Annotated in this window: 14 protein-coding genes and 1 tRNA gene; 11 read left to right on the top strand and 4 right to left on the bottom strand. The window is 68.1% G+C overall.

The genetic code is table 11. The features are described 5' to 3' along the window. Positions 1-19: 19 nt before the first annotated feature. Together ABZ909_RS29590 and ABZ909_RS29585 are read right to left on the bottom strand one after the other, a co-directional pair. Positions 20-1,666: a sulfatase-like hydrolase/transferase gene (locus tag ABZ909_RS29590; protein ID WP_357005868.1), complete on the bottom strand. Its 1,647-nt coding sequence runs from the start codon at positions 1,664-1,666 to the stop codon at positions 20-22. Then, positions 1,663-2,610 (bottom strand): haloalkane dehalogenase, encoded by a 948-nt coding sequence (locus ABZ909_RS29585; protein WP_357005865.1) that lies wholly within the window; start codon positions 2,608-2,610, stop codon positions 1,663-1,665. The genes ABZ909_RS29590 and ABZ909_RS29585 overlap by 4 nt, the downstream gene beginning before the upstream one ends. 67 nt (positions 2,611-2,677) lie before the next feature. Between ABZ909_RS29585 and ABZ909_RS29580 the strand changes: the two genes are divergently transcribed. From ABZ909_RS29580 to ABZ909_RS29530, 11 genes are all read left to right on the top strand, one after another. After that, on the top strand, positions 2,678-3,235 hold the full coding sequence (locus ABZ909_RS29580) for a TetR/AcrR family transcriptional regulator (protein WP_357005862.1): 558 nt from the start codon (positions 2,678-2,680) through the stop codon (positions 3,233-3,235). A 27-nt stretch (positions 3,236-3,262) separates the two neighbouring features. Then, entirely contained in the window at positions 3,263-3,616 is a 354-nt protein-coding gene (locus ABZ909_RS29575; RefSeq protein ID WP_357005859.1) for a DUF1330 domain-containing protein, read from the top strand. A gap of 70 nt (positions 3,617-3,686) precedes the next feature. Further along, the gene (locus tag ABZ909_RS29570) at positions 3,687-4,316 is read left to right on the top strand and encodes a hypothetical protein (RefSeq protein WP_357005856.1); all 630 of its coding nucleotides are present in this window, start codon (positions 3,687-3,689) and stop codon (positions 4,314-4,316) included. A 479-nt stretch (positions 4,317-4,795) separates the two neighbouring features. Then, on the top strand, positions 4,796-6,136 hold the full coding sequence (locus tag ABZ909_RS29565) for an aminotransferase class I/II-fold pyridoxal phosphate-dependent enzyme (protein WP_357005854.1): 1,341 nt from the start codon (positions 4,796-4,798) through the stop codon (positions 6,134-6,136). Then, positions 6,133-7,389: an MFS transporter gene (locus ABZ909_RS29560; RefSeq protein WP_357005851.1), complete on the top strand. Its 1,257-nt coding sequence runs from the start codon at positions 6,133-6,135 to the stop codon at positions 7,387-7,389. The genes ABZ909_RS29565 and ABZ909_RS29560 overlap by 4 nt, the downstream gene beginning before the upstream one ends. Next, positions 7,304-8,239, top strand: a complete 936-nt coding sequence (locus ABZ909_RS29555) for a sulfotransferase (protein ID WP_357005848.1) — start codon at positions 7,304-7,306, stop codon at positions 8,237-8,239. Before ABZ909_RS29560 ends, ABZ909_RS29555 begins: the two co-directional genes overlap by 86 nt. A 6-nt stretch (positions 8,240-8,245) precedes the next feature. After that, positions 8,246-9,070, top strand: a complete 825-nt coding sequence (locus tag ABZ909_RS29550) for an SDR family oxidoreductase (protein ID WP_357005846.1) — start codon at positions 8,246-8,248, stop codon at positions 9,068-9,070. Next, positions 9,064-9,939: a family 3 encapsulin nanocompartment shell protein gene (locus ABZ909_RS29545; protein WP_357005843.1), complete on the top strand. Its 876-nt coding sequence runs from the start codon at positions 9,064-9,066 to the stop codon at positions 9,937-9,939. The genes ABZ909_RS29550 and ABZ909_RS29545 overlap by 7 nt, the downstream gene beginning before the upstream one ends. Before the next feature lie 9 nt (positions 9,940-9,948). Next, a complete protein-coding gene (locus ABZ909_RS29540) occupies positions 9,949-11,238 on the top strand; it encodes an FAD-dependent oxidoreductase (protein ID WP_357005840.1) in 1,290 nt (429 codons plus the stop codon). Between the two features lie 12 nt (positions 11,239-11,250). Continuing rightward, positions 11,251-11,976, top strand: a complete 726-nt coding sequence (locus tag ABZ909_RS29535) for an aspartate/glutamate racemase family protein (protein WP_357005837.1) — start codon at positions 11,251-11,253, stop codon at positions 11,974-11,976. Between the two features lie 280 nt (positions 11,977-12,256). Beyond that, positions 12,257-15,571, top strand: a complete 3,315-nt coding sequence (locus ABZ909_RS29530) for a serine/threonine-protein kinase (RefSeq protein ID WP_357005834.1) — start codon at positions 12,257-12,259, stop codon at positions 15,569-15,571. A gap of 68 nt (positions 15,572-15,639) precedes the next feature. Here the strand turns inward: ABZ909_RS29530 and ABZ909_RS29525 are convergent. Further along, a tRNA-Leu gene (locus ABZ909_RS29525) sits at positions 15,640-15,724 on the bottom strand. 95 nt (positions 15,725-15,819) lie between these two features. Continuing rightward, complete coding sequence (locus ABZ909_RS29520; RefSeq protein WP_357005831.1) at positions 15,820-16,128, bottom strand: hypothetical protein; 309 nt, start codon at positions 16,126-16,128, stop codon at positions 15,820-15,822. Between the last annotated feature and the right edge of the window lie 2 nt (positions 16,129-16,130).

Below are 16,130 nucleotides of genomic sequence, written 5' to 3'. Positions count from 1 at the left end.
GACGAGCTTGGCCCGCACGCTATTTCGCACCGATGCCGTCCCGCAGGAAGTCGGAGAGCTGCTCCCCGAAGGGTTTCGCGGTCTGGGTGTTGTAGTCGGTCCACCCGTCCTGCTGGGCCTGCTGTAGGTAGGAGGGTAGCGGCTGGTGCAGTTCGGTGCTGACGGCTTCGTCGTGCAACCGGCTCATTGTGTCGCGCAGGTCGCCGCCGACGGCCGCGACATTGTCCAGCTCCAGCTGTCCGTCGCTGGTCGAGTAGTCATAGAGCTCGTACTCCTCCTGCTCGGCGGGGTCGATCTGCGCGGAGCCCGGCACCCAGTGCGAATAGCGGACGAACTTGGCGTCCGCGGTCCGCAGTGCGATCACATGACCGGGTGCGTCGTCGTTGAACCGGACGGCCGCCTCCTCGATGGAATGCTCGTCGGTGGTGTGCAGGATCCACGGCCGCCCGGCTGCGCCCGGATCGGCGGCGACGGCCGCGATGTCGTGCCGGCCGGCCAGGTGCGCGTAGCGGTCGTCGGCCCGCCAGCCGTTGCCGCCGGTGCCGATGGTCAGCAGTAGCGCGGCCAGGTCGATGCTGGAGGTCAGCTGATCGCGGGTGCCGGGCGCGGGAGTCAGCTGACCGCGTGGATCGTGGATGAACAGCGGCACGCGGATGGCCTCGTCGTAGGCGCCGCCGCCCTTGCCGTGCAGCCCGTGCGAACCGGCGTAGTCACCGTGGTCGGAGGTGAACACCACCACGGTGTTGGCGGCGACCTCCGGCTGGGTCGCCAATTCGGCGAGCACGCGGCCGATCTGGATGTCGACCTGCTGCTGGAACCAGAGATAGAGGTTGCGCATGTCGATCCACTCCTGATCGGCCCCGGGCGTGCCGTAGGGCGCCAGCCCGAAGGTCACCGCCGAGACCTCCACCAGGGCCTTCTGCAACCGAGGCTTGCGCGAGAGCTGGTCGAGGGTCTCGAAATTGCCCGGCAGGTCGTTCATCCAGCGTGGAATGTTGTTGAACGCCAGCGTGCGTCGCGTCCAGCGCGGCCACCACTGGATGTCGTGCGGATTGACCAGTGACACCGTCGTGCACCAGGGGCCCTGTCCCGCATCGGTATTGAACCAGTCGACGAACTGGTCGACTATGCGCCCGTCCATCTGCAGGCCCTGTTCGGGCGCGCCGTTGGGCGAGGGGTAGGTGCCGCCGTCGAAGCCGTAGCGGTCCAGGCCGCCCGGGGTGGTGTCGGCGTAGTGGCCCAGGTGCCATTTGCCCCACCAGGTGGTGCGATAGCCCTGCTCGCGCAGCATGGACCCCCAGGTCGGAAAGCCCGCCGCCAGCTCCGACTGCGAGGTGGACAGGCAGCCGGTCTGATGCGAGTACAGGCCCGTCACCAGCGCGCCGCGCGCAGGCGTGCAGTCGTTGGCGGCCGTGTAGTGCTGCTGAAAGGAGACCGACTTGTCCCGCAGCGCGGCGATATTCGGCAGGATGGTGTCGAGCACCGACTGCTCGGGGAACCACATCGGGCTGCGCATCTCGTCGACCAGGACCACCAGGATATTGGGCCGGTCCGGATGATCGTCCATGCGTCGCGGGGTCGCGGCGGCCGGACCGGTGGCGGCGACCGCCGCAGCGGTGGCGCCGGCCATCGCACCGGTGCCGAAAAATCCTCGCCTGCTGATCATTTCGCGGAACCTCCGGTGGTGTCGGACGCCGGGTTGGCGGCGATGAACTCGGCCACCAACGTCGCGAGCTGCGGGCCGCGGTCCTCCTGCAGGAAGTGACCGGCGCCGGTGATCGTGATGTGCGGCTGACCGGCCGCGCCGGGCACCCGCTCCTGGAAGACGCGGTAGCCGCCCGCGGTGATCGGATCGCCGTCGGAGAACGCGGTGAGCACCGGTTTCCCGAAGTGCGCCAACTGTTCCCACGCGCGCCGGTTGGCGGGGCCGGCGGGGTCGTCCGGGCGGGTGGGGACCAGCATCGGGAAGGCGCGTGCGCCCGCCTTGTAGGTCTCGTCGGGGAACGGAGCGTCGTATCCGGCCACCACCGCGGGGGACAGCTCGGTGCGGCAGCCGCCCGCGACGACCCCGCCGACGGGGAATTCCGGTGTCTCCTGGGAGAACCGCTGCCAGGCGGCGAAGGCGTCGGTCAGTTTCGTCTCCCCGGTGGGCAGGCCGGTATTGGCGACCACCACCCGGGCGAAGCGGTCGGGATGCTCGGCGACCAGTCGCAAACCGATCAGCCCGCCCCAGTCCTGGCAGACCAGGGTGACGCCCGAGAGGTCCAGATGATCGAACAGCGCCTCGCGCAGCCATTCGACGTGGCGGGCATAGGTGTAGTCGGCGCGGTCGGCGGGCTTGTCGCTACGGCCGAAACCGATCAGATCCGGTGCGACGCAACGCTTCCCGGCCGCAACCAGCGGCGGAATCATATGGCGGTACAGGAAACTCCAGGACGGTTCGCCGTGCAGCAGCAGGACGATCTCACCGTCGCGTGGGCCTTCGTCGAGGTAGTGCAACCGCAGGCGGGTAGCGCTGCCGTCGCCCGCCTCGACCTCGAGGTAGCAGGGTTCGAAGGGAAAGTCGGGCAGGGCGGCGAACCGCTCGTCCGGTGTCCGCAATGCGTGCATGAGGGCGACGATAATATTGTTGCATGCGTCGTGCAACTACCCTTTCGCGTGTGTAAGGTGGCCGACGATGGACGGACGGACCGCACGTGGAGCAAAGAACCGTCAGGCGGTGCTCGACGCCACGCTGGCGCTGATGGAGGAGGGCAACCTGCAGCCCACCGCGCAGGCGGTGGCCGAACGCGCGGGAGTCGCGACCCGCTCGGTGTATCACCACTTCCGCGACCTGGAGACGCTGTATCTCGATGCCGCGCAGACCCAGATCTCCCGGCACTGGGTGCTGCTCATGGAACCCGTCAGCGGCGACCTGGACGAGCGCATCGATCGCCTGGTGGCGCTGCGGGCCGAACTGTTCGAGCGCGTCGCGGGCACCCGCCGTGCCGCCCTGCTGCGTGAACACGAATCCGTCGTCCTGTCCGAACGACTGGACGAGAGCCGCGCCGCGCTGCGCGCCCACCTGCGCACCCACCTGCCCGAGCTCGCGGACCTCGACCCCCCGGCCCGCGAGGCCGCCTACGCCCTCTGCTCCTGGGAAACCTGGGATGTTCTACGCCGCCATCAGTCCCTGTCCGTCACCGCCGCCCGCGCGGCGGTCACGACCGTCCTCACCCGCCTGCTCACCGGCTGAGCGGGCTGTCGAAGAAAGAGCCACCCCATGGCAATCACGCCCGATCCCGATCAGTTCACCCGCTTCGCCGCCGGGGACGAGGGCCCCGTCGTCATGCTCAACCTCATCACCTTCCAGGACCGCACCGAATACGCGGCCTACGGCGCGGCCGTCCTCGCCCTGGTCGCACAGCAGGGCGGCCGTCTCCTGTGGCACGGCGAACCGCAGCAGACCCTGATCGGCGGCGCCGACTGGGACTACGTCGCCCTCGTCGAATACCCCAGCCGCCGAGCATTTCTCGACATGGTGAGCGCCCCCGAATACCAGCGCATCCACCGGCACCGCGAGTCGGGCATCGCCCGCACCGAGCTCATCGCCTGCCACCCCCCCGCCACCCACTGACCGCATCGGGCAAAATCCGTGGAATATTCTCGACCCTGTCCCTCGGCGGCCCCGGAAGAAGGACATCCCCATGGAACCCGACGACTACACCCGCACTCGCCGCAGTCTCCACGGTGTGGCCGAACTACTGATGGCCGGCCCGCAGTTCCGCGCCCACGGCACGATCAAACTGCGCCCAGCCCCGGGCGGGTTCAGCACGATCCATCCCCCACTGGTCGCGGTCGACGGCGATATGCTGCTGGTCAACGGTTCGGTGGCCGGAAAGCTCAGCGGCACCACCTTCGCCGAGCTGGCCTCCCACGCCGGCATCGACGCCGGCGCACCCGCCGACCTGTACTCCGACAGCTCCGGCTGCACCCTCACCGACACCATCCACGTCGACCTCGACCACGCCCATACCATCGCCCGAGCATTCGACTGGGGTGACCGAGCCCTCCGCCGCCTGAACCCCACCGAAACCCCCGTCCTCTGGCCCGAACACTTCGACCTCGGCATCACCGCAGACCGCATCAACTTCGGCGTCTCACCCGGCGACCCCCACATCCCCGAGCCCTACGCGTACGTCGGCCCCTGGGATCCCCACACGGGCCCCTTCTGGAACGAATCCTTCGGCGCAGCACAATCCCTGACCTACCTGGGCACCGCGGACGCCCTGCTCACCTTCTTCACCGAGGGCCACCGCCACGCCACCGAATCCTGACCACCCGCGTACAGGCCGGCCTGGCGCGCCCTGTACGACTTCCAGGCGAGGCCGTAACTGCATCGAGATCGCCTGCGCGCCTGGTGATCCGATCCGAATCCCCTTGACCGATGTCGGCAGGGACGTCGGGGACAAGCGTTGCCCGACAACTATTGCCGTGCAACGGATTCAAGATCGCCCAAAGGGTGGGCATCTTTCGATATGACGAATCCGCCACTCGCACCGCGCATCCGACGGCCACGCTCATCTCATGCCGGGCCACCTGCACCCAGTGAAGCACTGATTCCGTTGGGGCACAGTCGATTGCGGATATCTGTCAATTTCGGACGCGTGACCAGAATTTAATGATATTTCGGTCATGAATCCCGCAGGTGCGGCGTAGCGTTCCTTGAACATTCACCGAGTTCCCGGTTCTGAGAGTCTCGGCAGGCAAGTAGGCAAGTACCGCCGATTCCTGGTCGGTCGGTGCCATAAATATGATGGCGGACAATGTGATCGATGATTCGGCATCGGCCCCGACGGCACCGGAAACACAGCCGGCCCATGGTGCGCGGCTGGCCCTGAACGGCGGCGATCCGGTACGGCACATACCTTGGCCGACCTATGACCGGGGCGCGGTGTGCGTCCATCCCAAGGACGAGGAAGCGGCGCTGCGCGCGATTCGTAGTCATCTCTATTTCCGATACGACCATCGCCCGCCGAATGAGACCGAGTGCGCGCGATTCGAGGCGGAACTATGCCGCTACTTCGGGACCGCACACGCGCTGGCCACCTCGAGCGGTACCACCGCGCTGGCGCTGGCGATCATGGCCTCCGGAGTCGAACCGGGAGACCTGATCGCCTGTCCCGGTTTCACTTTCGCCGCCACACCCAGCGCCATCCTGCTCGCCGGATGCACGCCGTTCCTGGTCGACGCCGACGAGAACCTCCACCTCGACGTGGACGATCTGCGCCGGCGGTGGACACCGCGAATCCGGGCGATCGTGGTGGTGCACATGCGTGGCTTCGCCGGGGATATGGGCGCGTTGCTCCGATTCGCGGATGAGCAGGGCGTTCCGGTGTTCGAGGATGCCGTCCCCGCGCTCGGCGCGCAGTTCGACGGACGCAAGCTCGGCACCTTCGGCCTGGCGGGCGCATTCAGCACCCAGTCGGACAAGTCGCTCAACAGCGGAGAGGGCGGCTTCCTCATTACCGATGACAGCACCCTGTTCGCCCGGGCCACCGTGCTTTCCGGCGCATACGAGGGCCGGCTGCGGCGGCATTTCGCCGACGGTCGGTCGCCGCTGGCCACCGATCTGGATCTGCCGCTGTACAGCTTCCGAATGGACGAGATCCGGGCCGCGCTGCTGCGATCCGAACTGGAACGGCTGCCGATCCGGCTGGCCGCCTTCCGTGAGAACTACGACTATGTCGCCGCGGAGCTGGCCGACCTCGATGGCATTCGAATCCGGCAGCCGGTGGCGCCGGGCGCGTATCTGGGCGAGGCTTTCATCTTCCAGGTTGCCGAGGGTCGCGCGCAGTGGTTCGCGCGGGCGCTGTGCCAGGAGGGTATCGAGGCGCGCAACCTCGGTTCGGACTCCGATCACAATATTCGCGCCTTCTGGAATTGGCGATTCCTGTTCCGCGGCAAAGACACCGCCGCCGTGCAAGCATCCCTGCCCAATGCGACCCGCTATCTGCAACGGGCCGTGGACATTCCGCTGTCCTCGACGCTGTCGCGAGCGGATTGCGATGATCTCGTCGCCGCGGTACGGAAGGTCGCGGCCGCCCTGACCACGACGGAGGTCGACGCGAATTCCTCGTGGGCAGGGCGACCATGACGGCCTCACCCGGCGCCGGAACGCTGCCGCGGCTCGCACTCGCCGGGGTGTTCGGCGGATTGTTCTGCGGCTATCTCGGCTTGTCCGCGGCCATTCCGGCGCTGCCCGACCATGTTCGCGACCGGTTCGGCGCGGGCGATCTGAGCGTGGGGCTCGTGGTGACCGCCACCGCCCTGACCGCGCTGCTCACCCGCCCCGTGTTCGGCGGGCTGGCCGACCGGCACGGCTATCGGCAGGTCATGCGGTTCGGCGCACTCGCCATCGCGGTCGGCGGGCTGCTGTACTTTCTGCCGCTCGGCCTGGCCGGGCTGATCGTGATTCGGCTGCTGGTAGGTATCGGCGAGGCCGCGCTGTTCGTGGCGGGTGCGGCCTGGACCGTCACGCTCGCGCCACACAATCGGCGCGGCCAGCTGATCGGGCTCTACGGGGTAGCCATGTGGGGCGGCATCTCGGTGGGGACGGCGCTCGGTGCGACCCTGCGGCACTTCGGGATCGGGGCGGTGTGGACGCTGTGCGCGGCCGCGCCGCTCGCCGGACTAGCCCTGATCACCATTGCCGGGCCCGAGCCGGAGGTCGCGCGGTCGAGCGGGGGTCGCGGGCTGATGCTGAAGCCCGCGGCGCTGCCCGGTCTGGCCCTCGCCCTCGCCGCGGCGGGCTATGTGGGGCTGGCCGCTTTCATCATCCGCGACCTGCAAGTGCGCGGGATCGGTTCCGGCGCCGTCGTTTTGGCCGTCTTCAGCGCGGTGTACGCGGGTACGCGGCTGGTCATCGGAAAGCTGCCGGACCAGCTCGGACCGCGGCGTGTGGGCACCTGGTCCGGTATCGGCGAGGCGGCCGGGCTGCTGATCGTCGCGTGGTCGCCGAACCTGCCGGTGGCGGTGCTGGGTGTCATCGTCATGGGGGTCGGCTTCTCACTGCTGCACCCTTCGCTGGCGTTGATGGTCATGAACAACGCCGAGAGCTCGAAACAGGGTGCGGCACTGGGGGCTTACACCTCGTTCTGGGATCTGGGGCTGTTCGTCTGGGGCCCGGCGACCGGTGCCATCGCGAGCGGGCTCGGCTATCCCGCCGTGTATCTGGTCGGCGCGGGCTGCGCGTTCACCGCCGCGGTCATGGCCTACACGATTCGGCAATCGGTCACCAACGGAGTGAGAGAGGAGGCGGCAGATGAGCAGCGCGCCCCCGGTCACGGTCCTGTGCGTCACCGGATGGTGCCGCAATGGCAGCACCATTCTCGGCAATATCCTCAATGAGATTCCGGGCGTATTCCACGTCGGGGAACTGCATTTCCTGTGGAAGAACGCCGCCGGGCGCGGCGTCAATGAGCTGTGCGGCTGCGGGCACAAGCTCGTCGACTGCCCGTTCTGGTCCACCATCCTGCCGGTCGGCAGGCCCGACGGGGCCACCCTGGAAGACCACGCGGACACGGTGATCCGGCGCCAACTCGGCTACGTCCGCACCAGGCACACGTGGCAGGTGCTCGGGCGTGGCCTGCGTAATGAGCCGATTCGCGCGCATGCGGACCTGCTGGCCCAGGTCTACCACGCCATTGCCGAACGCAGCCGGTCGCGGGTGATCGTCGATACCTCGAAGATGCCGGGGGAGGCGGCACTGCTGTCGTACCTCGACGGGATCACCCCGTACTACCTGCATCTGGTGCGCGATCCCCGGGCCGTCGCCCAATCATGGAGCAAGCCGAAGGAATACGTGTACGCCATGTCGGCGGGCAAGAGCACCGGTTACTGGAGCGGCTTCAACCTCGCGTCGCACGCGATCGGCCGCCGGTATCCGCGGCGGTCGCTGCTCCTGCGATATGAGGACTTCATCGCCGATCCGGCGGGGACGGTCGACACGGTGCTGCGACTGTGCGAGATCGATCCGGCGGCCAACCCGATGACCGACCGGACGATCGAGCTGCACGCCAATCACACGGTCACCGGGAACCCGGACCGGTTCAACACCGGCGTCACCGTCATCCGACCGACCGACGACTCCTGGCGCGGCGCGCTGCCGAACTCGGCCAAGGCGACTGTGACGGCGCTGTCCTGGCCGCTGGCGATCCGGTACGGGTATCTGATCCCCGGTCGACATGGGAGAGGTTGAGCGACAGTGGATCTGGGGCTGACGGACAAGGTCGCACTCGTCGCGGGCGGATCGAGCGGCATCGGGCTGGCGATCGCCGAGGAGCTGGCCGCCGAGGGCGCGCATGTCGCCATCGGAGCCCGCGACCCGGGACGACTGGCCGCCGCCGAACGCGCGATCACAGCGATGGCACGTGGGCGAGTCCACGCAACACGCGTGGATATCGCCGACCCTGAAGCGGCTCTCCGCTGGGTCGACGAGGTCGCCGCGGAGTTCGGTGGACTCCACATCGTCGCCGTCAGCGGCGGCACACCGCCCACCGGGAACGCGACGGCCTTCGAGGCATCCGCGTACCGGGAGGCGGTCGACACGGTCCTGATGCCCGCGGTCCAGCTGGCGTTGGCGGCCTTGCCGCACCTGCGGAATGCGCGGTGGGGCCGCGTCCTTCTGGTGGCATCGGAGACCGCGGTGGTCCCCATCGGCGGACTGGCCCTGTCGGGAGTGAGCCGGGCGGCGATCGTGCGGTTCGCGCAGGCCCTCGCCGCGGACATCGGGCGCGACGGCGTGACCGTCAATGTGCTCGCGCCGAGCGCGACCCGCACTCCGCTGCTGGAACGGGTCCTGGCGCAGGGCTCCGCGGACGGGCGGATCGAGGCGGAGTTGGCCGCCGTCGGCAGCAAGACGGCGGTGGGCCGCATCGCCCAGCCCGCCGAAATCGCCGCCTTGGCAGCGTTTTTGGCCAGCGAACGGGCCGGCTATATCACCGGCACCGTCCAGTTGATCGACGGCGGCTCGAGCGTGCTCGGCGCGTCCTCATCGCATTACACCGTTTCCCAGGAGGGGACATGCTGAAGGCGGATTCGATCAAACAGACCCTGGCGCAGGTCGTCGCGGACCGCAAACACGAGCTGTCGCCGGGCCGGATGTTCGTCGAGGCATGCGGGCAGCACGGGCTGGACGCGGCGGTCGAATACGACGTGACAATCACCGATTCCCTGACCAGCTCGCGGCGCAAACCCCGCAATCCGGCCCGCAATATGCTCAAGACCATCGACCTGTCGCGCGATCCGCGCCAGTTCTATTGGCACGAGAGCGCACCCGCTCCGGGCGACACCTCCATCGTGGGTGCGGACGTCCGGCGCGAACTGGCCAGCAGATTCCACAAGTCGCCGATTCCGGAGCTGCTCACCACCACGGCGTGGGTGCAGGTCCCGCCGGATCTGTGGAAGGACCCCGACACCTTCGAGAACTTCCTCAACTACCGCCTGATCGTGCGCTTGTGCACCGCCGAGAACCACACCATTATCAGCGGCGGGGGCGGGCTGCTGAACATGCCCGAAATCGAGCGGATGACCGAGCGGGGACCCTTCACCTCGACAATCCTGCGCGCCTGCAATGAGATCGAGCAGATGGGCGGCACCGCCGACGGCATGATCATCAACCCGGTCGACTACTACCGTGCCATGGGCACGGGTCGGCTGATGAACGACCTCGAACAGAACGGTGTGTTCATCGTCCGCACCAGGCTGGTCGAACCGGGAACCGCCATCGTCGGCGACTTCGGCCACGGCGCACAGCTTTTCGACGCGGGACGTTCGGTGATCCGATTCGCCGAGCCGCCCGCGGGCACCTTCACCGAGCCGGGGATCGCGCTGAAGGCCGAGATCTACGAGCGGGTCGTGGTCAATCTGCCGACGAACTTCTTCGTCGTCAGCGTCTAGGTCGCGCTCATGACGCTCGAGGAGGGAACTCCCGTGCGCGAGGACCCGGATGTGGTGGTCATCGGCGGGGGAGTCGTCGGCCTGTTCTGTGCGCAGCAGTTACGTCGGCGCGGGGCGACTGTCACGGTGCTCGAGCGCGGTGCGCTGGGCGGACCGCAATCGTGCTCGGCCGGCAACACGGGATTCGTCGGCACCCACGGTGCCGCACCCCTGGCCGCACCCGGCATGCTCGCTATCGCCGTTCCGGGTGCGACGGATCCGGACGCGCCCTGGTACATCGAGCCGCGCGTGGACGCCGAATTGTCGCACTGGCTGCGGCATTTCCGGCGCGCCTGCTCGGCCGAGGCCGCGGCGAACGGATTCCGGGCACTGATCGGGATGAAGACGCGCAGTCTCGCGATCCTGCTCGAGCTGTGCGCTTCGGAGAACATGGCCGCTCTGCTCGAGTCACCGGGCATCGTGTTGGCTTTCAAGACCCCGGCGGGCTTCGACGAGGCGAGCCGGACCGTGGCGCGCACTGTTGCCGGTGGTGTGCCGCTGCGGGTCCTCGGATCCGGCGAGCTCGACGAGCTCGCGCCGAAGACGACGTTCGATATTCACGGCGCACTGTACAACCCCGAGGGTGCATATCTGCGCGTCCCGGAATTCCTCGTCGAATTCGGCCGGGTCCTGCGCGATTCGGGCGTAGAGATCCGCGAGCACACCGAGGTCACCGGTTTCGGCATCCGGGATCGGAATATCGTGCGGCTCAACACTACTCGCGGGGAGCTACGCCCCGGCAATGTGGTCATCGCGGCGGGCGCATGGAGCGCCGAGTGCGCCCGCATGGCGGGAATGGATCTGCTGCTGCAACCGATCCGAGGCCATAGCCTCACCGTGGCCATGCCGCCGAGCGCGCCCGGCCTGCCCGTGCTGCTGAGCGAGGCCAGAGTGGCGATGGTCCCGCTCGGCGACCGGCTGCGGATCGGCGGACAGCTCGAGCTGACCGGGATGAGCTGCGCGGTCTCCGAACACCGGCTGCGGGCGCTGCGGCGCGCCGTGCGCGAATTCCTGCCCGACTTGGAGGAGACATCGATCCTGCAGAGCTGGAGTGGATTGCGGCCGTGCACCCCGGACAGCCTGCCCCTGATCGGTCCCGCCGGTGATCTCCGCAACCTCCTCGTCGCCGCCGGACACGGCCATATCGGCATGGGGCTCGCGCCCGCCGGCGGTGAACTGGTCGGTCAGCTCCTGGCGGGTGAGCAGCCATTCACCGACCCGATCCCGTTGCGGCCGAATCGTTTCGGCGCGCCCACCTGAAGCGGCGACGGCATGGCAGACAGCACGGACGTGAGGATCGGTGTCCTGTGTCTCGACACAGCGTTCACCAAGCTCCCCGGCCACATCCGCAATCCGGCGACCTTCGACTTCCCGGTCGTCTACCAGGTCGTCGCCGGTGCGACCCCGCGCCGGGTGGTGAGCGAGGCGGATCCGACCCTGCTCGAGCCGTTCATCGACGCCGCCCGCAAGCTCGAATCCGAAGGCGTGGACGCGATCGCCGCCGCCTGCGGATTCCTGGTCCTGTTCCAGCAGCGGCTGGCCGATTCCGTCCGAGTCCCGCTCTACAGCTCGAGCCTCATCCAATTGCCCATGGTCCACCGCATGCTCGCCACCGATCGCACCGTGGGCCTGTTCGTCGCCGACGAACAGGCCCTCACCCGCCGCCACCTGGAAGCCATCGGCGGCGAGTCCGTTCCGATCTGTGTCACCGGAATGGCCAGGCACCCGGAATTTCGCGAAGTCATCCTCGAAGGCCGCCGCGACAACCTCGACGCAGACCGCCTCGCTGCGGAAGTCCTCGAAGAAGTGTCCCAACTGGCCGCCAACAACCCCGACATGGGTGCGCTGGTCATCGAATGCACCGACCTCGTGCCGTACGGTCACGCCATCCAGCAGCTACTGCACATCCCGGTCTTCGACATCGTGACCCTCACCAACATGGTCCACCACACCCTGTCCCACATACCCTTCCGCATCGGGGAGCGCGGCAACGGTTAGGACGGTACCACGGGGCTGGACCGGATCATCTACCAGGCCGCCGGCCGCACTATCCAGCTTCGGGCGAGGGAATGCCGCCGCGCACGTCCAATGGCATAGCGAGGATCGCACCGGCAAGTTCAACACCGACGACCCCGTCGAGTTGAGCGACGGTCACCGAAAGCTGCTTTGTCGGTGGATGATTCGACGTTCGACACGACGGAGGCGTTGTGCTGGGCCGAGGTCCTCGTGGATGATCCCAGGGGCGTTTGCGTGATCGACTTCTCGCTAGGCTCGAAACATGTCGGTCGGTAGGAAATTCGTCTCGGTCCTTACCCAGCAGGCGGCGCGCGATCTCGGGTTCCGGCGCTACTGGCCGGCAGGGGTGCTGCTGGCGGCCGTGCTGCAGGCCGGCCGTCGGGACGCACTGGCGCTGCCGGCCGCGGTCGGCCTCGACGCCGACCGGCTGGCCGAGGAGCTCGGCGAACTTCGGGAAATGGTGTGGCGCGCCGGAATCGATCCCGATCGTGCCGTCAGCGTCGGTGCGAGGAGATGGTGTGCGGATCGGTCCGCGCCCTGGAGCGAGGACGAGCCTCGCATCCGTCCGCACACCCAGGTGTCCCTTATCCACCAGGCCGCACTGGATCTCGCGGGGAAGGACCCGCGCGCCGTGAGGTCCGACGGCGAGGTGGAGTCGCGTGTCGTACATCTGTTCCTGGCCGTGCTCGAGCATCCGGACGGCATCGTGCACGAGGTGATTCGAGAGCTGGGCACCGAGGTCGGGATCGCGCGCGAAGCGGCGGCGGTGCCCGGCGACGAGTGGGCGCGCGGCGAAGTGGTGGCCGACCGATACGAGGTGACCGGCGTCATCACCGCCGGTGGTATGGGTGTGGTGTACCGGGTCTTTCACCGTGACTGGGGCATCGACCTCGCCGTGAAGGCTCCGAGGGCGGCTTCGTTCACCGACCCGGAGGTCATCGAGTCGTTCGAGGCAGAGGCCCGCGCATGGCTCGAACTCGGCGAGCATCCGAACGTCGTCGCTTGCACCTATGTCTCCCGATACCGCGGGCTGCCAAGGGTATTCGCGGAGTGGGTGCCAGGTGGCAGTCTCGCCGACGCGATCGACAACCGCAGTCTCTACGCGGACGGGCACCGTATCGCCCTCGAACGAATCCTCGACATCGCCATCCAGAGCGCCTGGGGGCTCGCCCATATCCACGCGTGCGGTCTCGTACATCAGGACGTGAAGCCCGGAAATATTCTGCTCGCACTGGAACCTGGCGGGACGACCGCGGCGAAGGTCACCGATATCGGACTGGCCCGCGCGTGGACCGTCGGACCGGCGAGAGTGGTCGAGCGTTGGCGCGAGTCGATCGACCTGGCGGGCACGGTCGCGGCCGGATACGCCGGGATGACGCCCGCCTATTGCTCCCCCGAACAGTACGAATGGTCCACGGGCCGAGGGCAACTGCTCGACCGGGCAACCGATGTGTGGTCCTGGGCGGCCACCGTGGTAGCGATGCTCCACGGTAACCGGCCGACCGTGCTCGGCACCGAGACGCCCGCGGTGTTGTCGCGATTGGCGAACGGCGGCGGCTACTTCCCCGGCGTCCGGCCCGGCCCGGATGTGCCGACGCTACCACCCGAAATCGCCGACATTCTCACGGATTGTCTTCAGCCGCACGAGCATCGGCCGCGCGACATCGCGGCGGTCGCCGACCGGCTGACGGTGGCCCACCAACGGATCTTCGGCGGCACCTACCGGCGCCGGCCTCCGATCTCGGCCGGACCGCGATCGTCCGAGAATGCCGTCAACGAGGCGCTGTCCTGGGTCGAGTTGGGCGATCTCGAGGCGGCCCGCCGGATCCTGACCACGGTGGTCGGCCAGGATCCGGTCCATCCCTACGCGGTGTTCCACCTCAACCGGCTGGCCTGGAAGTCCGGTCTGCTCTCCGACCTGGAGATGCGGGATTCCGTCCTCGCACTGCAGCGGGCCAGCCCGCTCGACCCGGTGCACGATCTGCTGCTCGCGGCAGTCGATCTGGAACGGTGCGACGGGAACCGGGCTCGAGAGCTGCTCGCGCTGCTGCCCTATCGGATGCCTCACGACCCCATGGCCGAGCGACTGCGGTCGTTGGCCCGGGACCGGCAGGTGCTGGGTACGCCGTCCACGGCGCACCTGGGCGCGGCGATCTCTCGACTGGTGGTGTCCGAGAACGAGTGGATCGCGGCCGTGGTCGGTCGTTCGGTGCACATCTACGGTCCGATGCTTCGCCGGGGACCCGTCATCACGCCGCCCGGTTCGGCACCGGTCGTCGTGGCGCTGAATCCACCCGACCGCGCCGTGCTCATCGGCTCCGGCAACTCGGCATACGTATACGATGCCGAATCCGGCACGCTCACTACGGAATACCGTCTGCCGATCGCCGATGTCGTCCAGATCGGCAAGGTCGAGTCCGACGCTCGCTTCTCACTATGGGTGATATCCGGCGCGGGCGAAGCGTGGCAGCTCGGACCCGGCGGCGACTGGGGCATGACGAGCCGGGAGCCGGTGGACCGATCGGCGGCCGTGGCTGCCGGCGTCGGCCGGGACGGCCTGCTCGCCGTGGCCGGTACCGCCGACGGTGCGGTACTGCTGGTGGAGGCAGCCACACGCCGTACTGTCCGCACGCTCGCCGTCACCGGTGAACCGGTGACTCACACGTACCTGGCCGACCGGACGGTGGTGGTGGCTCGCGCGGACGGTGCGGTCACCAAGTACCCGATCTCCCGCCCCGCTGACGCGACATTGCTCTTGCCCCCTCCGGGTTGGCGGCAGCGGCGGTCGGCGGTCGACGCCGCGCTCCACCGGACGCGTCAACTACTGCTCAGCGGTGACCACGCCGGCGCGCGGGTCAGTCTGCTTCAGGCACAGCAGCTTCCGGCCGCCGACCGAGACCTCGGCGTGGTTGCGTTGCGCCGCGAGGTCTTCGGAAACGACCGTGGTGCGTTCCGTGCCCTGTGGCCGCGCCCGCTGGGGGTGGGACCATGTGCCGAGGGCCGCCTCGACCGCGACGGCAGTCGAGTCGCGGTGCGCCCCCTGCGCGGCACCGGAGCGGATCCCGGCTGCCTGTGGGTGGACACCATCACCGCACACATCACGCCTGCTCGAGATATGCCCCCGCATCCCCACGCGTCGACTCTGCTGCGCGACGGCTCGCGGCTGGACACCGACTCGGGTCGGCTGACCCGGACCACGGTGGCCGGGGACGTGCTGGGCACCTGGTCCCCGCTCGGTGACATTGCCGTAGTGGCGGTGCAGATGAGTCGCGACGGCCGAGTCGCATTGCTGACCGGGGAGGACGGTTCCCAGCTCGTCTGGTACCCGGAGGAGGAACGAGCCGGTCACACACTCGGCCCAGGCCCGGTGCGCGCGGCCGCCCTGTCGGCGGACGGCGCCTTCGCCGTCGTGTTCCGAAGCGGACTGCGCCTCTTCGATATCCGGAGCGGCGAACTGTTCGGCGCCACCGAGCACACGATCACGAATCTGACCGATATCCAACTGTCCGACGACGGCCGGGTCGCGATCACCATGGAACGCACCCTGATCACCGTCTGGGAGCTCGCCTGGAATTGACCTCGACCAAACGAAAAATGCCGGTAGCGGAAGTACTTCCGCCACCGGCACCCTGTGTGTACCGATTGTGTCCGGAGGGGGACTTGAACCCCCACGCCCTAATACGGGCACTAGCACCTCAAGCTAGCGCGTCTGCCATTCCGCCACCCGGACCGGTGATGCTGGACAAGATTAGCGGAGACGTTGGAAGAAACGGAAATCGGGGCTGGGCCAGGCGAAATAGGGTGCGCAAGGGCGGGATTGGGGAGCTAGTGGAGGATGCCCGCCAGGTTGGCGTTCTTGATCGGGGTGTCCTTGTTGGCCTGGACCTGACAGAGGCCCTGGACGGCGGCCATGGAGAGGTCCACCTGGGTGCCGGCGGGCTCGTGGTCGTTGCCGGTCTGCTGCTTGATGAACTTGGTGATGGTGACGCGCTGGGTGTCGGCGTTCTGGGCGAGGTAGTCGCTGCACTTGGTATCGCCGCCCTTGTTGAGGGCCTTCTCGACATCCGAGCAGCCCGAGAGCAGGGCTACGGCCAGTGCGGCGGCCGCCACGGCCGTCCATCGCGCGGTGTTCATCA

This window comes from Nocardia sp. NPDC046763 (assembly GCF_040645495.1).
Classification (GTDB): domain Bacteria; phylum Actinomycetota; class Actinomycetes; order Mycobacteriales; family Mycobacteriaceae; genus Nocardia.
Note: the sequence above shows the minus strand (reverse complement) of the source record. Positions and strands in the feature narration are given on the sequence as shown.